The organism is Mycobacterium sp. 852014-52144_SCH5372336 (assembly GCF_001665615.1).
GTDB lineage: Bacteria > Actinomycetota > Actinomycetes > Mycobacteriales > Mycobacteriaceae > Mycobacterium > Mycobacterium neumannii_A.
Genome location: NZ_LZSW01000048.1, coordinates 262,367 through 280,339 on the forward strand (window position 1 = coordinate 262,367; position 17,973 = coordinate 280,339).

At 66.8% G+C, this 17,973-nt stretch carries 18 protein-coding genes; 12 read left to right on the forward strand and 6 right to left on the reverse strand.

Annotation, left to right across the window (positions count from 1 at the left end; translation table 11 throughout):
- From A5759_RS14600 to A5759_RS14610, 3 genes are read left to right on the forward strand one after another with little or no spacing between them, the layout of a single operon-like run.
- Positions 1–2,358 carry a CaiB/BaiF CoA-transferase family protein gene (locus tag A5759_RS14600; protein WP_068198861.1) on the forward strand — a complete coding sequence of 786 codons (2,358 nt, stop codon included), beginning with the start codon at positions 1–3 and terminating at the stop codon, positions 2,356–2,358.
- The gene (locus A5759_RS14605) at positions 2,355–3,116 is read left to right on the forward strand and encodes an SDR family NAD(P)-dependent oxidoreductase (protein WP_068198864.1); all 762 of its coding nucleotides are present in this window, start codon (positions 2,355–2,357) and stop codon (positions 3,114–3,116) included. The genes A5759_RS14600 and A5759_RS14605 overlap by 4 nt, the downstream gene beginning before the upstream one ends.
- Entirely contained in the window at positions 3,110–4,390 is a 1,281-nt protein-coding gene (locus A5759_RS14610; RefSeq protein WP_068198866.1) for a hypothetical protein, read from the forward strand. Before A5759_RS14605 ends, A5759_RS14610 begins: the two co-directional genes overlap by 7 nt.
- Here the strand turns inward: A5759_RS14610 and A5759_RS14615 are convergent.
- From A5759_RS14615 to A5759_RS14625, 3 genes are read right to left on the reverse strand one after another with little or no spacing between them, the layout of a single operon-like run.
- Complete coding sequence (locus A5759_RS14615; protein WP_068198868.1) at positions 4,387–5,298, reverse strand: hypothetical protein; 912 nt, start codon at positions 5,296–5,298, stop codon at positions 4,387–4,389. The genes A5759_RS14610 and A5759_RS14615 overlap by 4 nt on opposite strands.
- On the reverse strand, positions 5,295–6,248 hold the full coding sequence (locus A5759_RS14620) for an SDR family oxidoreductase (RefSeq protein WP_068198869.1): 954 nt from the start codon (positions 6,246–6,248) through the stop codon (positions 5,295–5,297). The genes A5759_RS14615 and A5759_RS14620 overlap by 4 nt, the downstream gene beginning before the upstream one ends.
- Positions 6,245–6,940 carry a TetR/AcrR family transcriptional regulator gene (locus A5759_RS14625; protein ID WP_156616921.1) on the reverse strand — a complete coding sequence of 232 codons (696 nt, stop codon included), beginning with the start codon at positions 6,938–6,940 and terminating at the stop codon, positions 6,245–6,247. The genes A5759_RS14620 and A5759_RS14625 overlap by 4 nt, the downstream gene beginning before the upstream one ends.
- Before the next feature lie 163 nt (positions 6,941–7,103).
- Here A5759_RS14625 and A5759_RS14630 point away from each other — a divergent pair, with 163 nt between their 5' ends.
- Positions 7,104–8,309, forward strand: coding sequence for an NAD(P)/FAD-dependent oxidoreductase (locus A5759_RS14630; protein WP_068198874.1), 1,206 nt, complete (start codon positions 7,104–7,106; stop codon positions 8,307–8,309).
- Here A5759_RS14630 and A5759_RS14635 read toward each other — a convergent pair whose 3' ends face one another.
- Positions 8,310–8,576, reverse strand: a complete 267-nt coding sequence (locus A5759_RS14635) for a YdeI/OmpD-associated family protein (RefSeq protein WP_068198876.1) — start codon at positions 8,574–8,576, stop codon at positions 8,310–8,312. It lies immediately after the preceding gene.
- Between the two features lie 37 nt (positions 8,577–8,613).
- On the opposite strand from A5759_RS14635, the gene A5759_RS14640 reads away from it, so the two are divergent.
- On the forward strand, positions 8,614–9,432 hold the full coding sequence (locus A5759_RS14640) for a MerR family transcriptional regulator (RefSeq protein WP_068198879.1): 819 nt from the start codon (positions 8,614–8,616) through the stop codon (positions 9,430–9,432).
- 15 nt (positions 9,433–9,447) lie between these two features.
- On the opposite strand, the gene A5759_RS14645 is transcribed toward A5759_RS14640, so the two are convergent.
- Complete coding sequence (locus tag A5759_RS14645) at positions 9,448–10,287, reverse strand: SDR family NAD(P)-dependent oxidoreductase (RefSeq protein ID WP_068198880.1); 840 nt, start codon at positions 10,285–10,287, stop codon at positions 9,448–9,450.
- Positions 10,284–10,643 carry a DUF4440 domain-containing protein gene (locus tag A5759_RS14650; protein ID WP_068198882.1) on the reverse strand — a complete coding sequence of 120 codons (360 nt, stop codon included), beginning with the start codon at positions 10,641–10,643 and terminating at the stop codon, positions 10,284–10,286. Before A5759_RS14650 ends, A5759_RS14645 begins: the two co-directional genes overlap by 4 nt.
- 150 nt (positions 10,644–10,793) lie before the next feature.
- Here A5759_RS14650 and A5759_RS14655 point away from each other — a divergent pair, with 150 nt between their 5' ends.
- From A5759_RS14655 to A5759_RS14685, 7 genes are all read left to right on the forward strand, one after another.
- The gene (locus tag A5759_RS14655; RefSeq protein WP_068198883.1) at positions 10,794–12,605 is read left to right on the forward strand and encodes a long-chain fatty acid--CoA ligase; all 1,812 of its coding nucleotides are present in this window, start codon (positions 10,794–10,796) and stop codon (positions 12,603–12,605) included.
- 639 nt (positions 12,606–13,244) lie between these two features.
- Positions 13,245–14,960, forward strand: coding sequence for a cytochrome c oxidase subunit I (gene ctaD, locus A5759_RS14660; protein WP_068198884.1), 1,716 nt, complete (start codon positions 13,245–13,247; stop codon positions 14,958–14,960).
- Between the two features lie 54 nt (positions 14,961–15,014).
- A complete protein-coding gene (gene fdxA / locus A5759_RS14665; protein WP_068198886.1) occupies positions 15,015–15,362 on the forward strand; it encodes a ferredoxin in 348 nt (115 codons plus the stop codon).
- Entirely contained in the window at positions 15,359–15,997 is a 639-nt protein-coding gene (locus A5759_RS14670) for a metalloregulator ArsR/SmtB family transcription factor (protein ID WP_068198888.1), read from the forward strand. Before fdxA ends, A5759_RS14670 begins: the two co-directional genes overlap by 4 nt.
- 44 nt (positions 15,998–16,041) lie before the next feature.
- A complete protein-coding gene (locus tag A5759_RS14675; RefSeq protein WP_068198964.1) occupies positions 16,042–16,413 on the forward strand; it encodes a hypothetical protein in 372 nt (123 codons plus the stop codon).
- Positions 16,410–16,748, forward strand: a complete 339-nt coding sequence (locus tag A5759_RS14680) for a hypothetical protein (protein ID WP_197506035.1) — start codon at positions 16,410–16,412, stop codon at positions 16,746–16,748. Before A5759_RS14675 ends, A5759_RS14680 begins: the two co-directional genes overlap by 4 nt.
- Positions 16,749–17,128: 380 nt before the next feature.
- The coding region (locus A5759_RS14685; RefSeq protein ID WP_156616922.1) for a DUF222 domain-containing protein at positions 17,129–17,973 on the forward strand (845 nt) is incomplete at its 3' end.

Below are 17,973 nucleotides of genomic sequence, written 5' to 3' on the forward strand. Positions count from 1 at the left end.
ATGTCGGCGCTGACCGGCTTTCGGATCGTCGAGGTGGCCGAGCGGGTCGCCGGTGAGTACTGCGGCAAGCTACTGGCCGATCTCGGAGCCGATGTCGTCAAAGTCGAACGGCCCGGGCGGGGCAGTCCCACCCGGGCCATGGCGCCGCTAGTCGGTGGCGAGGACGGTCCCGAACGCAGCGCGCTGTTCGCCTACCTCAACACCAACAAGCGATCGGTCGAATTCGACACCGCCGCAACGCATCAGCTGATCGCCACCGCCGACGCGGTGATCGACGACCACAGCGCGACCTGGGCCGCCGAGCACGGATTGTCGGCCGCGGACGTCGCCCGTCGCCATCCACACGTGGTGTTCTGCGCCGTCACGCCGTTCGGCCTCACCGCACCGGCGGCACTCGACAACGCTGTGAGCCTGAACGTCTTTCACGCCAGCGGGTGGGGCTACCACACCCCCAGCCACGCCGATCCCGACCGGCCGCCGTTGAAGGGACCCGGCCGGTTCCTCGCCGACTACGAGGGCGCGCTCGACGCCGCCCTCTGTGTGATGTCGGCGCTGTTCGAGCGGATGCACACCGGCCGCGGCGAATACATCGACGTATCACAGCAGGCCGTCCTGGTGTCGCGCGCCGATTGCATCCTGGGCCGGTTCGTCACCGGGGAGATCGCGCCACAGAACCGCCGCGACGACTACGACCAGGCGGGACCCGCGACGTTCTTCGCCTCGCGCGACGGCTTTGTCTACCTCTACATGACCAACAGCACGCACTGGCTGGGCCTCAAAACTCTGATGGGGGCGCCGGCGTGGCTCGACGAATTCGACGACGACTGGCTGGAATTCGGCGTCACACCGGGGCGGGTCGCCGACTTCCGCAGCGGCTTCGCCGAGTGGATGCGCGGCCGGCCCGGCGAGGACACCGCAGAAGAGGCGCAGCGACTCGGCGTACCCCTGGTGCCGGTCAACGGCGCGGCCGAACTCCTGCGCTCACCGCAGTACCGGCACCGTGAGTTCTTCTGCGACGCTACCCATCCCGTGCTGGGCACGAGCCCCTACCCCACCGTGGGTTACCGGCTGAGCGCGACTCCGGCCCGGATCATTCGACCCGCACCGACGCTCGGCCAGCACACCGACGAGGTCCTGGCCGAACTCTCCAGCCCGCGCACCGCACCCGCGGCGCGGAACCCGCAACCCAAGGCCCACGGTTCGCGGGGTGGACCGCTGCAGGGTGTGCGGGTCGTCGAGCTGACCAAGGTGTGGGCCGGGCCTTACGCCGGCAAGCTGCTGGCTTTCCTCGGCGCCGAGGTGATCAAGGTCGAGTGCTCGGCCACTCCCGAGGAGATGCGCGCCTACGGCGGCACCGACATCAACCACGCCCCCTACTTCCTGAGCATCAACCCCGAGATCCTCAGCGTCGACCTCGACATCAAAACGCCCCGCGGCCGGGATACCCTGCTGGCGTTGATTTCTCGCAGCGACATCGTGCTCAACAACCTGCGGCCCGGCGCGATGGAACGCCAAGGCCTCGGATACCGGGATCTGACCGCGCTCAAATCCGACATCGTCTCGGTGTCCGTCAAGATGTGGGGCAATGATGGCCCGCTGGGCCATCAGACCGGCTACGCGCCGTGTTTTGCCGCCCTGGCGGGCCTCGCCTCGCTGGTCGGTTATCCCGGCGGCCCTCCGCTCGGGGCGAGCATGCGGTACGGCGATTCCACCGTGGGTGCGGCCGCGGCGTTGGCCGCCGTGGCGGCGCTACTGCACCGGGAGCGCACGGGGCGGGGCCAATTCGTCGACGTCTCCGCCGTCGAGGTGCTCTCGTCGATGGTGGGTGACTGCCTGTTCGAGCAGAACCTGACGGGCCGGCTGTTGGGACCCGACGGCAACCGCCACCCCGACATGGCGCCGCACGGCTGCTACCCCTGCGCGGGCGCGGACTGGATCGTCGTCGCCGTCACGGACGACGATGCCTGGCACCGTCTCTGTGAGGTGCTCGGCGCCGATGAACTCGCCGCCCGTTATCCGACAATGGCCGCGCGACAACGCGATGCCGAGGTTCTGGACGCGCACCTGATCGCGCTCACCCGGGGGCACGAGGCGGGCGGTCTCGCCGAGCGGCTGCGTTGCGCCGGTGTGCCCGCGACCAGGAGCGCGACGGCCACCGAGGTGATCGGCGACGAATTGCTCTGGGACCGCGGCACGTATCGCTTCGTGTCCGACCGGGTCGAAGGACAGCGGCCGGTGCTTGGGCCCTCGTGGCTGATGACCCGTCCCGCACGCATCGAACGCGGCGCACCGAACTTGGGCGAACACAACGACTACGTGCTCGGCGACATCCTCGGGCAGGAAGTGAGGACCACGTGACCGCGTTGGCCCGGACGGTGGCGCTGGTGACCGGGGCCAGCAGCGGGATCGGCGCGGCAACCGCCCGTGCGCTCGCCGCCGAGGGCGCCTCGGTTGCACTGGTGGCGCGGCGGCGCGACCGGCTCAGCGCACTCGCCGATGAGATCGCGGCGGCAGGTGGCAGAGCCCTGGCCGTGCCCGCCGATGTGACCGACGCCGATCAGGTGGCCGCCGCGGTGGCGATGACCGTCGACGAGTGGGGTCGCCTCGACACGTTGGTCAACAACGCCGGCCTGTTGCGCATGGGTGCCGCCGCGCACGCGCCGCTGGCCGATTGGGATGCCCTGGTCTCGGTCAACATTCGAGGCGTTTTGTACGCCACGCGCACCGCGCTCCCCCATCTGATCGCGGCGGCCGCTGATTCGCCGCGGGGTGTCGCCGATATCGTCACGATCAGTTCGACGGGCGGGCGGGTGGCGCGGCCGGGAACCGCCGTCTATTCGCTGACCAAGTTCGGCGTCAACGCGTTCAGCGAGGGCATCCGCCAGGAACTCGTCGGCAACCGGGTCCGCGTGGGAATCGTCGAACCGGGAACGGTCGAAACCGAGATCTTCGATCACCTTGACTCGCAGGCGCTTACGGCTCAACAGGCCAGGACGTCTGGAATGGTCAAGCTGAGGCCCGAGGATATCGCGGACGCGGTGACGTACATGGTGACACGTGATAGGCGTGTCGCGGTCAACGAGATCCTCGTGCGGGCGGCGGAACAGACATGGTGAAGGTCGACTGGGTGCACGGTGACGCCACCGGCCTCGCGTTCCCCGCCCACCCCGAAGCGCTGCGGAAGGGCGGAACGGAGTTCCTCACCGAGGCGTTCCGTGCTTACGGTGTCTTGTCCGAAGACAACGAAGTGGTCGCGATCGAGCGCTTCGACCTGGTATCCGGCGGCAGCACCGGGCGCAAGGCCGTGCTGACCGTGCGCTACGCGCGCGAGCATCCCGACGCGCGCACCGACCTGTTCGTGAAGTTCTCCCGCGACTTCGACGACGCGGTGCGTGATGTCGGGCGCACCCAGATGGAATCCGAGACCCGGTTCGCGGCGCTCACGCGCGCTCCGGCGTTTCCGATCGCGGTGCCGGCTACGGTTTTCGCCGACTTCCACCGCGAAACCGGCACGGGGTTGATGATCACCGAGCGGATCGCGTTCGGCACCGGTGCGATCGAACCGCAGTACCACAAGTGTCTCGACTACGAGATGCCCGAGCCGGCAACGTATTACCGGGCGTTGTTGACCGCGGTGGCGCGGCTGGCGGGAACCGAGCGGTCGGGTCGGCTGCCCGCGGACCTGCTCGCACAGTTCCCGGTGGACCTGCGGGCGGCGACCGTGGGCCAACCGCCGGTGTACACCGCTGATCAACTCGAGCGCCGACTGCGCCGGCTCGCCGAGTTCGTCGAACACCACGAGGGCCTGTTCGCACACAACGTGCGCTCGTCGTCGTTCCTGTCTCAGATGACCGCGGAGGCGCCTCGATTGATGAGGCGCGAAGCAGACGTGTGGCAGCAGCTGAGCGCCGACATCGACTACCTTGCGCTGTGCCACTGGAACGCCAACGTCGACAACGCCTGGTTCTGGCGCGACGACGACGGCGAGTTGTGCTGCGGGCTGATGGACTGGGGCTGCGTCAGCCGGATGCACGTGTCGATGGCGATATGGGGATCCCTGTCGGGAGCCGAGACATCGCTGTGGGACGACCATCTCGACGAGCTGCTCGAGATGTTCTGCAGGGAGGTGCTCGCAAGCGGTGGGCCGGTCCTCGACCCCGCCACGGTGGAGCGGTCCTTGGTCGTGTACGCGACGTTGATGGGTGTCACCTGGCTGCTCGACGTGCCTGCGTTGATCCGCAAGCGGCTTCCCGACGCGGGCCCGCACACCACACGCGCCGACCCGCGTATCCGGTCCGACGAGAGCGTGCGCGCGCCGTTGCAGATGCTGATCAATGTGCTGAACCTGTGGCAGACCCGCGGCCGGGCGGCGAAACTGGCTGGGCCTTAACGCATCAGTGCGCGCACCTGTTCGCGAGCGAAGAACTCCTGGTCCTCACCCCATCCCTGTCGGCCGTCCCACCGCCAGTCGGTCAACGTCCAGAACGTCATCCGTCCGGGCCAGCCGAGCCAGCGCAACGCGGTACGCACGTCGCCTTCGGCGTGCAGGGTCCGGCCGTGGTCGTCTTCGGCGTCGAGCACCACCCCTGCGGGGGCGCCCGCGCGGCGGTCGAGCACGCGACGCGCGCCGGTGACGAGTTCGCCCACCGTTCCGTCGCGCAGCAGGTATCCGCCGATCACACGGTCGACACCAGAGCGGGTCGCCATCGTGATGGCATGCCAACTCGATTCGTTGTCGGCGATGGCCCACAGGTAGTCACCGGACCGGCGGGCGCCCGGGCGGTGCGGACCCCAGGTGCGGTCGCGCATCGAGAAGCAGTCGATGTCGAAGCGCTCGCCGTTCAGCGTCGCGGTGCCCCGCATGCGGCCCGGTTGGTCGAAGTGGCAGTGCTGCGGGGATGCCTCGCCGAGGACGTGCGGCGCCATCAGTGACGTCCACTCCAGGTCGAGATCGAGCCCCAGTTCCGAGTAGGACAGCCGGTAGCGGTGCATCGGGTCTTCGACGACGTGACGCAGCGAGTTCGGGAGCTGGAAGTCGGTGAAATCCAGTGCGCCCGTGGGAGGTTGGATCCAGCGCCAGTCGTAGAACAGGCAGTCGTAGGTCTGTTCACCACTGGGGTCCCACATCGCGGGCCCGCCTCCGCTCGTTCCGGTGCGGACGTCGTGGTAGTAGTACACGAACCCGTTGATGTCGCGCTCGGGGATCGCGAAGTTGAACCACCCGCTCTCGTTCCAGTCCGGCTCATCGGTGGCGGAGTGGAAGATTTCGTCGGCCGCGGTGATCGCGTCAGGTGTCATGGCGCAAAATCCAGGTAGGTCACAGCGGTCAGTTCCTCGGACAGCTGCCACAACCTTTGGCGCTCGTCGGCGCGGTGCACGGCGGCCGGCACCTTCGCGAAACCGACACCGCCGCCGGCGGTCTCGTAGAAGCCGCGCGGACCGTAGTACGCACCGCCTTCGGCGCCGGGTGATGTCGCGGCGTAGAGCGTCGGTTTGATCCCCTCGTCGACGTCGAGCCACATGAACGGCAGCAGGCGCCATGTGGCCCTGGTGAGCCGGGCGTTCAGGGTGGGTTTGTCCCGACCGTAGGAAGCGCCGCTGAGCAGGTTGGTCTTGCTCAAGCCGGGGTGCGCGGCGTTCGACATCACACCCCATCCGTGTGCGCGGCTGCGTTGATCGAGCTCCTTGGCGAACATCAGCTGCGCCAGCTTGGCCATCCCGTACGAGCGTATGGGCCGGTATCCCTGTTCGGCGTTGGGGTCGTCGAATGTCAATCCGCGCTGCGTGGCGGCGATGCTGCTGACGGTGACCACGCGCGCGGCTTCGGCGGCCCGCAGCCGCGGCAGCAGGTGTCCGGTCAGGGCGAAGTGGCCGAGATGGTTCGCGCCGAACTGCAATTCGAAGTTGTCGTCGGTCGTCTGCCGCTGCGGCGGTGTCATCACGCCTGCGTTGTTGATGAGGATGTCGATCGGACGACCTTCGGCGGTGAGCTGTTCACCCAGGGCGGCAACACTTTCCAGCGACGCTAGATCCAGCTGTGCTATGCGTGTGCTGGCCCGCGGGACGGCCCGGCGGATCTGCGCGATCGCGGCCTCCCCTTTGGCGTGGTTGCGGACCGCCAGGATCACGTCGGCGCCGGCCGCCGACAGCTCCCGCGCCAGCCCGAATCCGAGACCACTGTTGGCGCCGGTGACCACGGCGAGGCGACCCGACAGATCGGGCACGTGCAGTTCGAGCCCGCGGCTCATTGTGAGTTCCTGGAGACGGTCCGGCGGACAGGCGCCTGCCACAGGCCGGTGATCGCGTCGATGAGCCCTTCGGCGGCGCGCGGCCAGGGCGACCTTGCGAGCGGACCGTGTTGCGCCAGCGCCCCTTCGTGTTCGGCGCAGGTGTGCATGAGCAGGTTGCGCGCCATCACGATCCGTTCGAAGCGGACCCGCTTGGGTAGTTCGGCCAGGCATCCTGTGATGCCGTCGATCACCTGCACCAGATGCGGGGACGACAGGGCGTCCTTGGTGACGACCTCGCGGTAACTCGGGTCGGCCATGGCTTGTGCGGCGAAGCGCGCGTACCAACTCGGATTGCCGAGTTGGTCGAGGTGTTCGGTCAGCGGACGCACCAGGCAGTCGACCCAGTCCCGCAGGGAGGCGGCCGTGCCGAGCTCGGCCAGCATCCTGGCGCGCAACTGTTCGATCGGCACCCGATGCTTGCTCTCGATCGCGCGCAAAAGGTCGGTGCGGGTGCCGAAGTGGTAGCAGACCGCGGCGTTGTTGCCCTGCGAAGCCGCCTCGCTGATCTGGCGGTTGGACACGGCGTGCATACCCCGTTCGGCAAAGAGGCGCTCGGCGGCGGCGAGCAATACTTCGCGCGTCCCTTCCGATCGATGTCCACTCAAGGGCCGGGCTGCGGTCACCGACCCAGTAGACACGGGCCCAACCATTAAATCAAGCGATTTATTTAGCGCCTCGGCGGCGTGAGCACGGTGTGAAGCTCGCGAGATGTACCGGAGGGTCGCGGGATGCCGGCTACCACGACCCTGGCGTACAGTTCGCGAGTTCGTCAGGCTGCTTGCCCTCACCCCGTCGCCGCACGACGATGAGACGATGCCGGCGTCAGCGCGCGTTCTCGTGGCCGGGTCCGGGTTCGCCGGACTGTGGGCCGCCCTCGGCGCGGCGCGCCGCCTCGACGAACTCGGCGTGCGCACGGTGGACGTCACCGTCGTCAGTCCCAAGCCGTATCACGATATCCGGGTGCGCAACTACGAAACAGACCTCACACCGTGTCGAATTGCGCTGTCGCAGTTGCTCGATCCCGTCGGCGTCGGGCACGTGTCCGCGGAGGTGACCGCTATCGACCCGGCGGCCGCGACGCTGGGCACCGCCGACGGAGCGACGTTGCCCTATGACCGCCTCGTGCTGGCGGTGGGCAGTCGCGTCGTCAAACCCGGCATTCCGGGGCTGACCGAGTTCGGGTTCGACGTCGACACCTACGACGCCGCGCAAGAACTGCACAGGCACCTTCGCACGTTGCGGGCCGACGACCCCGCGTCGGCGACGGCCGTCGTCGTCGGTGCGGGCCTCACTGGCATCGAGACCGCCAGCGAGCTGCCCGCGATGCTGGCGGACGCCCTCGGTCCGGAGTCGATACCGCGGGTGGTGCTCGTCGACCGGAATGCCGGCGTCGGGTCGGACATGGGCGAGTCGGCGCGGCCGGTCATCGAGAAAGCGTTGCGCGACAACGGCGTCGAGGCGATCACCGGAGCGGGCGTCACCGCGGTCGGCGAGCGCAGCGTCACCCTGTCGACGGGTGAGGTCATCGACACGGCCACCGTCGTCTGGTGTGCCGGTATGCGCGCTCATCCGCTGACGAGCCAGCTGGGTGTGCCGCTGGACCGGCTCGGCCGCCTTCCGGTCGACGACTATCTACGGGCCGACGGCGTGTATGGCGTGTTCGCGGCGGGTGACGTGGCCGCCGCGCGGATGGACGACGAGCACATGTCGGTGATGTCGTGTCAACACGGCAGGCCGATGGGTCGGTATGCGGGTTACAACGTGATCGGCGACCTGTTGGGCCTGCCCATGCGGACGCTTCGGATTCCGTGGTACGTCACGGTGCTCGACCTCGGCCCGGCCGGTGCGGTGTACACCGAGGGCTGGGACCGCCGCGTCGTCGGCACCGGCGCGGCGGCCAAGGCGACGAAGCGGATCATCAACGGCGAGCGGATCTATCCCCCGCTGACCGGTGACCGTGCGGCGCTGCTGGCCGCGGCGGTACCGGAGCTGCAGACGGCGCCCGTGTACGAGCAGTGACTACTTGCCGTTTCGCTCACGGTGCTTGCAGCCCGGCCAGCAGCACGGGCGGCGCTTACCTTCTTCGAGTTCTTCCTGGGTCCGCCGTATCCGGCGTTCGCGGGTCTTCTCCTGCTTGGCGTCCTCGACCCAGCAGATGAACTCGTTGCGCGCCAGCGGGGTGATGTCGTTCCACGCGGCGAGCGCGGTGTCGTTGGCGAGCAATGCCTTACGCAGATCGGTCGGCAGCTGGTGCACCACGCCGCCGGAGACTCGCGAGCTTCCCATGGGCGCAGGATAGACGGCGGGAAGGCAGACTGGCCGCATGCGCTCGGGTTTGACTATCGGAGAGTTCGCCACGGTCACGCACCTGAGCGTGCGGACGCTGCGCCGATACCACGAGGCCAAACTGCTCGAGCCCGCCTGCGTCGACCCGTCCACCGGGTACCGCTACTACTCGGCCGAACAGATACCGACCGCCCAGGTGATCCACCGGCTGCGCCAGCTCGACGTGCCGCTGGCCGGGGTCCGGGCCATCCTCGACACCGAGGATCCGCAGAGGCGTGCCGAGGTGATCGCCGGTCATGTGCGGCGGCTGGAGGCCGAGCTGCACCGGACGCGCGCCGCTGTCGTCTCCCTACGCCGGTTGTTGAACCCAGAGCCTGCCGATCTGGATGTCGAGCTGCGGTCGGTTCCCGCCCGGCGGGTCGCCGCGATCACCGGTCTTGTCCGGCTCGACGATTCGCTTGCGTGGTACGACGAGGCGATGGCCGAACTGGATGCCGCGTTCCCCGAAGCCGAGCGCACCGGACCGCCCGGCGGGCGGTACGCCAACGAACTTTTTACCCAGTCCGTGGGGACGATGACGGTCTTCCGGCCGGTGCGCTCCCCGCGGGCGTCGGGCCGCATCGAGGTCGTGCAGCTTCCGCCCGTCGATCTCGTCGTCGCCATCCACGATGGTCCGCACGACGATCTCGACGTCACCTACGGCCGTCTCGGAGCCTGGGTGGTGCACAATGCGCTCGCTGTCGACGGGCCGATCCACGAAACCTACGTGGTGGGCCCTCGCGACACGAGCGACCCTGCGCGGTGGCGAACCGAGATCGGCTGGCCGGTGTTTCGGCTTGCCCCGGATCTCATCTGATTTCCGCGTCAGCCTTCAGGTGGGGAAATCCGCTCCTCGGGACAACTTTTCGTGCGCCCGGACCTCGGCGAGAGATTCTTCGAGTGTGCCCACGACGGTGTCGTAGCCGCCGCTGCCGAGGACGAGCCGCCGGGGCGGCGGGTCTTCGGCCATGGCCGCGACGACCGCGCGCACCCCGCGTCGGGGATCGCCCGGCTGAGCACCGTCCTGTTCGGCCATCGCGTCGCGCACCTGCTCGAGCAGAGTGCCGTACTCGGGAATGGACTCCTCGATCGGTTCGTGGCCGAAGCCGGCGTAGGCACGGGTGCGAAACGCTCCGGGTTCGACCGCCATGACGCGGATGCCCAGCGGTTCGACCTCGTCGCGGAGAACCTCGGTGATCGCCTCGATCGCGGCTTTCGTTGCGCTGTAGTGACCGAAGCCGGTGACGCCGCGCAATCCGGCGACCGAGGACATGTTGACGACCCATCCGCTGCCCCTGGCACGCATACCGGGCAGCGCCGCGCGAATCACCGACAGCACCGCGACGAAGTTGAGCTCGAACATCTTTCGGACCGCAGCGTCCGCCATGCCCTCGATTGACCCGAACCAGCCGCGGCCGGCGTTGTTGACCAGGACGTCGATACCGCCGAAGTGCTCCTCGGTGGCGCGCACCGCCTCCCGCACCTGCTCGGTGTCGGTGACGTCGAGCGGCAGCACGAGGACGCGCTCGCCGTGCTGTTGCGCCCAGTCGGTCAGCTCGGCCGGGCGGCGGGCGGTCAGCGCGACCCGGTCGCCGATCTCGAGAGCGGCGTCGGCGAACGCCATCCCGAACCCGCCTGGGGTGCCTCCGGTGATGAACCACGTCCGCGTCATGGTTCGATCACCAAGCCGGTGATGAGTTCGCCGTCGAGAGTGAAGCGGAAGTGCAGGTCTGCCACGCTACCGGGAAAGTCACCCTCCAGGTGCTGGAGGACATCGAGGTGTGCGCCGCCGAGGCGGGTCGCGCTGACGAGTTCGGTGGAGTAGGTGTATCCGCTGGCGGCGTTGCGCAGCCAGTCGGCGATCTCACCGTGGCCGCGGTAGGTGTGCCCTTCGTCGGTGACGATGGCGTCGACGGTGAAGGCCGTCAGCGCGGTCGTGACGTCGCGGTGGGCGGTGAGATAGGTCGCGACCGCCCAGGGCAGTTCGTCCCGTGAAATAGCGGTGCCGTCGCTCTGTTGCATTGCCATGCGCCCATCTTCGAGTCTCCCCCAGGGAGAGGGTCAAGACGATGCGGAACCACGGGGCTACAGTCCCATCGCGTCATACCCGCCCGCATTGGGTACTAGAGGCGCGACACTAGCGGCACCGGTGCCGTACGAGATTCCAGGAGAACAGCGATGTCGACCGACACCAACCAGAAACCCACGACCGTGTCGCCGGCCAACGTGGCCGCCATGTTCTTCGACCGCGTTGGGAAGTCCGCCGACCGGGAGGCGTTCCGCAGGCGTGATGGGGATCGGTGGGTTTCGCTTACCTGGCGAGAGGCCGCCGAACAGGTAGAGGCGGTGGCGGCCGGGCTACTGGCACTGGGCATCCAGCCCGAGGAACGGGTCGCGATCGCCTCGAGCACGCGGTACGAATGGATTCTCGCGGATCTCGCGGTCATGTGCGCGGGAGCGGCCACCACCACGGTGTACCCGACGACCAACGCGCCCGATACCGCCTACATTCTGAGCGATTCGGAGTCTCGCGTCGTGTTCGCCGAGGACGAGACGCAACTGGAGAAGCTCAAGGAGCGGCGCGACGACCTGCCGCGCCTCGAGAAGGTGGTGCTTTTCGACGGTGCGGGCGACGGGGACCAGGTCACCACCATCGCCGAGTTGATCGACGTCGGAACCAAGTACCTCGCAGATCACCCGGAGTGTGTGCGGACAACCGCGGACTCGATCAAGCCCGAAATGTTGGCGACACTGATCTACACGTCGGGGACGACCGGCAAGCCCAAAGGTGTGAGGCTGCCGCACCGGGCGTGGGTGTACGAGGGCAACACCATCGCCGACTTCGGCATCCTGGGCGAGGACGACCTGCAGCTGTTGTGGCTGCCGCTGGCCCACGCGTTCGGCAAGGTGTTGATCACGGCCCAGCTGGCGTGCGGCTTCGCCAGCGCGATCGACGGCCGCGTCGACAAGATCGTTCCGAACATGGCCGAGGTGAAGCCGACGTTCATGGGCGCTGCTCCGCGCATCTTCGAGAAGGCCCACGCGAAGGTCACCTCCTCTCAGGAGGGTGTGAAGGAGAAGCTCTTCGAAGCCGCCTTCGCCGTGGGACGCAATGCCGACCGGCACCGGCTGAAGGGTGAGGACGTACCGCTTCCGCTGAAGATCGCGCACGCCGCGTTCGACCGCTTGGTCTTCAGCAAGGTGCGCGACGTGTTCGGCGGGCGCATCAAGTTCTTCATCTCCGGCTCCGCTCCGCTGAACCGCGATATCGCCGAATGGTTCCACGCCGCAGGCCTGTTGATCCTGGAGGGCTACGGCCTGACCGAAACCGCGGCCGGTGCGTTCATCAACCGGCCCGACAACTACAAGCTGGGCACCGTCGGGCAGGTGTTCGACGGCACGTCGGTACGTCTCTCCGATGACGGCGAGGTGCAGGTGCAGGGCCCGTGTGTGATGGACGGGTACCACAACCTGCCCGACAAGACGGCCGAGACGTTCACCGACGACGGGTGGCTGCGCACCGGGGACCGGGGCAAGTTGGACGAGGACGGCTTCCTGACGGTCACCGGCCGGATCAAGGAATTGTTCAAGACCTCGGGCGGAAAGTACGTTGCGCCGCCGGCCATCGAAGGCAAGTTCATGGCTCTGTGCCCGTATGCGGGTCACATGCTCGTCTTCGGCGAATCCCGCAACTTCTGCGTCGCGCTGATCACGCTGGATCCCGATGCGCTGTCGGGGTGGGCCGAGCGAAACGGCCTCGGCGGAAAGTCCTACTCGGAGCTGGTGAAGTCGGATGCGGTGCGCGACATGGTCGGCGGGTACGTCGACGAGCTCAACTCGCAACTGAATCGATGGGAAACGATCAAGAAATGGGAGCTGCTGGACCACGACCTGTCGATCGAAAACGGTGAGCTGACACCGTCGTTGAAGGTCAAGCGGGGCGTCGTCGAAAAACAGAACCAGGAGTTGCTCGACTCGTTCTACTCCTGAGCGCTGCATCGCCGTAGACGTATTGCCACTCCACACTGTTGGCGAAAAACCGACACCGCCAATGTCGTGGGCTGCAGTGGTGTGGCGACTACCAGCCGCTCTCTCAACTGGGTCGGCGGAGTCAAAGGCACGTCGCATCGGCAAGCGCCGCAAGCCCTGGCCGGCGGCAGGACCCAACCGGGGGCCCGCCGCAACGTAGGGATTGTTAAGGGTTTCATATCGGCGACGTCCGCGCTAGTATTTTACACAACCCTAGCTTGTAAAAAGTAGCGGGAGGTCCGGATGAATAGCCGACGTCGCCGCCGATACCAGGCCGGTTCACGACGCCGGCGATGCGGTCGCGATGCGCCGCTGACCAGGTGCGGCGACAGCTCCCCTGACGGCAGGCTGTCGCGGTCGTTCACCGAGCACGGACCGCGGGCGAAGCGCCGACTCCGGCGACGGTGCAGCTTCGGCCACAACAGGTTACTGCTCACTAAAGACGCTGTATTGCAGCAGCATCCGTCACCAGCGTCCGACCGCACACGCGCGCGGACATGCACCGCACTTTCGCTGGCGAAGCGAGCCGAAATTTAACCGGCTGACCGCCCGGCCAGCCGGTCCACACCATCACCACCGCGTGTGGACAGGAGGAAACCCGTGACCGCCGAAGCGCCTCCCGCGGTATTGGAAGTTCGCCGCCCGTTCCCAGCCCGTGTCGGCCTGAAGGGCACCCTGGTCTACAGGCTGGTGACGACCACCGATCACAAGCTGATCGGAATCATGTATGTCGTCACCTGTTTCGGCTTCTTCTTCGCGGGCGGCCTGATGGCGTTGCTGATCCGCGCCGAGTTGGCGAGCCCGGGTCTGCAATTCCTGTCCAACGAGCAGTACAACCAGCTGTTCACTATGCACGGCACGATCATGTTGCTGTTCTACGCCACTCCGATCGTGTTCGGCTTCGCCAACCTGGTTCTGCCGCTGCAGATCGGCGCGCCCGATGTCGCCTTCCCCCGACTGAACGCGCTGTCCTACTGGCTGTTTCTGTTCGGCGGTCTGATCGTCTTGTCGGGCTTCATCACGCCGACCGGCGCCGCAGATTTCGGCTGGACGGCCTACACGCCGCTCTCAGATGCGATCCACTCCCCCGGAGCCGGCGGTGATCTGTGGATATTGGGCCTGGCCGTAGGCGGGTTGGGCACGATTCTGGGTGCGGTCAACATGGTCACCACCGTGGTGTGCATGCGCGCGCCGGGCATGACGATGTTCCGAATGCCGATCTTTACGTGGAACATCCTCATCACATCAATTCTGGTGTTGATGGTGTTCCCGTTGCTTACGGCCGCGTTGATGGGGTTGGCGGCGGATCGGCATCTGGGCGCCCACGTCTACGACGCTGCCAACGGTGGCGCGATCCTGTGGCAGCACCTGTTCTGGTTCTTCGGCCACCCAGAGGTATATGTGGTGGCGTTGCCGTTCTTCGGTATCGTCACCGAAATCGTCCCTGTCTTTGCCCGCAAGCCGATGTTCGGTTACAACAACATGGTTTTCGCGACGATGGGCATCGCCGCCTTGTCGATGGCGGTGTGGGCACACCACATGTTCGCCACCGGCGCAGTGTTGCTGCCGTTCTTCTCGTTCATGAGTTACATGATCGCGATACCGACGGGCATCAAGTTCTTCAACTGGATCGGCACAATGTGGAAGGGGCAGTTGACCTTCGAGACACCGATGCTGTTCTCGGTAGGGTTCATGGTGACCTTCCTGCTCGGTGGCCTGTCGGGGGTGATGCTGGCCAGCCCACCGATCGACTTCCACGTCACCGACACCTACTTCTTGGTCGCGCATTTCCACTACGTGCTGTTCGGCACGATCGTGTTCGCCACCTTCGCGGGAATCTACTTCTGGTTCCCGAAGATGACCGGTCGACTGCTCGACGAGCGACTCGGCAGGCTGCACTTCTGGCTGACGCTGATCGGCTTTCACACCACGTTCCTTGTGCAGCACTGGCTGGGCAATGAAGGTATGCCGCGCCGTTACGCCGACTATCTGCCGTCCGACGGCTTCACCACGCTCAACGTCGTCTCCTCCATCGGGTCCTTCGTCCTCGGCATATCGATGATCGTTTTCTCGTGGAATGTGCTGAGAAGCTGGCGATTCGGCGAGCCGGTAACCGTCGATGACCCCTGGGGTTTCGGCAACTCGCTGGAGTGGGCCACCAGCTGCCCGCCGCCGCGGCACAACTTCACGGAACTCCCGCGCATCCGCTCGGAACGGCCGGCATTCGAATTGCATTACCCCTGGATGGTCGACCGCATGCGCGCCGAATCCCACATCGGACGTCATCGCGAGGCCGAGGGGGTCGCGCACCGCTGATCATGGGACATTGGCCCTAGTTTTTACAAGTTATATTTGTGTAAACTCGGTGACATGACCTACGTGATTGGCAAGAATTGTGTGGACGTCATGGATCGGGCGTGCGTCGAAGAGTGCCCGGTGGATTGCATCTATGAGGGCGGCAGGGCGCTGTACATCCATCCGGATGAGTGCGTGGATTGCGGTGCGTGCGAACCGGTGTGCCCGGTCGAGGCGATCTATTACGAAGATGACCTTCCGGCCGACGAACATGGACACCTGGCCGACAACGCCGCCTTCTTCTTCGAGACGCTGCCCGGACGCGATGCCCCCTTGGGCTCGCCGGGTGGGGCGGCCAAGCTGGGGCCGGTGGCCGCCGATGCCCCGCTGGTGGCCGCAATGGAGCGGCAGGACCAGCCGTGAGCGGCCGTCGCGAAGACGTGTTCGCATTGCTGCGGAGCGCAGAGGCCGCGTTGAGCATCGCCGAGATCGCCGAACGCTTGGACATTCACCCCAATACCGCGCGGTTCCACCTCGACTCGCTGGTTCAGTCCGGTCGCGTAGAAGCCGTGGAGGCAGACCGCACCGGACCGGGCCGGCCCCCGTTGATGTTTCGTGCAGTTGTCGGCATGGACCCAGGGGGGCCGCGTGATTATCGAACGCTCGCCGCCGTCCTCGCCGATGCGCTCGCGCGCCAAGCCCAGCCCGAGCGGCCGGCCGTCGCGGCTGGACGCGCCTGGGCCGGTCATGTCGCCCAGCCCGGCAGAGCGCGCAGCCGCCGTCAGGCCGTCGATCGGCTCACCGATCTGCTCGCCGACCTGGGGTTCGCACCCGAGAAACACTCCGGCACAACGGGTCAAGGCGAGATCGGGTTGCGCAACTGCCCGTTCCTCGAGGTAGCAGGCAGCCGCCAGGATGCGGTCTGTCCGGTCCATCTCGGGCTCATGCAGGGCGCACTGGAGGTCTGGGATGCTCCGATCACGGTCGATGCGCTGACGCCGTTCGCCGAACCGGATCTGTGTGTGGCGCACCTGGCCTCGACAACCGGGCCCTCGTGATGGGCGCGGGGCGACGCATCGAAAAGGAAGCAGAGGTGGAGACGATGAGATCGGTTCCGTTGCAGGTGCTTGCCGACGAACAGCTCGGCCGGGCACGTCGGTTCGGGGGCCGGGCCGCCTATACCGTTCACGGCGGCCCCGATCACGGGCTGCGCCAAACGGTGGTCGCGCTGACCAGAGGCTTCCGGTTACGCCAAGAAGCCGATCCGGCCGAGGCGACCCTTCAGGTGCTGAGGGGGCGCGTGCGGCTGAGCACCATCGAGGACCGTTGGGATGGCGTCGTCGGCGATCAGGTGACTCTGCCCACTCGTCGGCATTGCCTGGACGCGCTGCAGGACTCGGTCATCCTGCTCACCGTCCATTCCGACGAGCCGCACACCGCCGCCTCACTGCACAAATCGAAGAAGCCCGCATGACCGCGCGCCTGGAGCGCGCGTCGCGACCACGCGCGTCCGTTCACCTGCGCGGGCTGTGCGAGGTTGACCTCGAGACCATCGCCTGGGGATTCCTCGGGTCGGAGTTCGCAGGCCTGACGTACGCTGACTGGCCGATCGAGCGCCGGGTGAATGCCTTTCTCGCTCACCGCGGCATGACCGACCTGCGTGACAACGGCGACGCCTGTGTCGCGGTCATGCAGCATCTGCTGGCCAACGTCGGAGCGGCGTTGCGCGACGGGACATTACCCACCGCAACGTGGGAGACCTCACGTCGTGACCGCGCAACCAAGCCCGCCGGCAGTCCACGACGCTAGGCGTAGGAAGCCGCCCGCGAAGACAATGACCGCCATACGCATCCCAGCGCGCGACTTCCGGGGGACCGTGCAGCTTCGATCCGGTCTCTATCGCCCTGACACGCTGCACGCGCACCGGTACATCCTTGATCACACATCCGTGGCAGCAACACGTTTCGCGCGGTATTGCCTTCGCGCCAGCTAGTAGCGGCTCGCCGCCGCCTCAGTGATTGCTCTGCGCTGCGCCAACGTCGACCCGTCAACACCAGTCGGGTTCTCCTCGGCAGGGATATTTGTTCGACGTGATCTAGCCATGCCCCACTCAACCTCCTCAACACCGGCCGCGTTGTGGATACGCGGACCTGCCAGAAACTTTGAGTCAGTGGCCTGTCGGGGGTCGAATGTATGTTCGAGGCATGGCGGGTGATGACCTGCAGGCCGCGGTGACCGTGTTGCGTGCGGCCTTTGAGGAGGCGGCCGCCTGTGACGTCGACTTGCTGACCCGCCGGGATCTCGTCATGGCTCTTGATGAGCTCGAAGCTCTCGGGTGCCAACTTCCCGCGATGCGCCACCGCTTGCTGGCCCGCCTGCAGGTCGAGGCGACGCCGCAACAGATGGGTGCGAAATCGTGGAAAGAGGTGTTGAGGGTCCGCTGGCGGATCTCGACCACCGAGGCCAACCGGCGACTGACCGAAGCTGCCGTGCTGGCGCCGCGTCAGGCGGTGACTGGGCCGTCGCTGCCGCCGGCGTTGCCCGCGACGGCTGTCGCGCAAGCTCATGGGCTGATCAACGGCGAGCATGTGGACGTCATCCGCAGGGCCGTTGACAGGTTGCCCGGATTCGTCGATGCGGCCACTCGCGAGCAGTTCGAGGTCGACCTGGTCCGCACGGCGGTCGGCGTCGGTCCCAAGGAACTCAAGGACAGCGCCGATCTGACGCTGTTTTTGCTCGATCAGGACGGGCCCGAGCCCGATGACGCCGAGCGCGCCCGCAAGCGCGGGGTCACCAAGAAAAAACAGCGCGCCGACGGGATGATTGACATCTTCGGGACTTTGACGCCTGAAGCGTGGGCCGTGTGGGAAGTGATCTTCGCAAAGTACGCGGCACCGGGTATGTGCAATCCCGACGATCCCCAACCCTGCACATCGGGGACCCCGACACAGGCTCAAATCGACAACGACCACCGCAGTCTGGCCCAGCGTCAACACGACGCGATGATCGCCGTCGGGCGCATCGCCCTGATGAG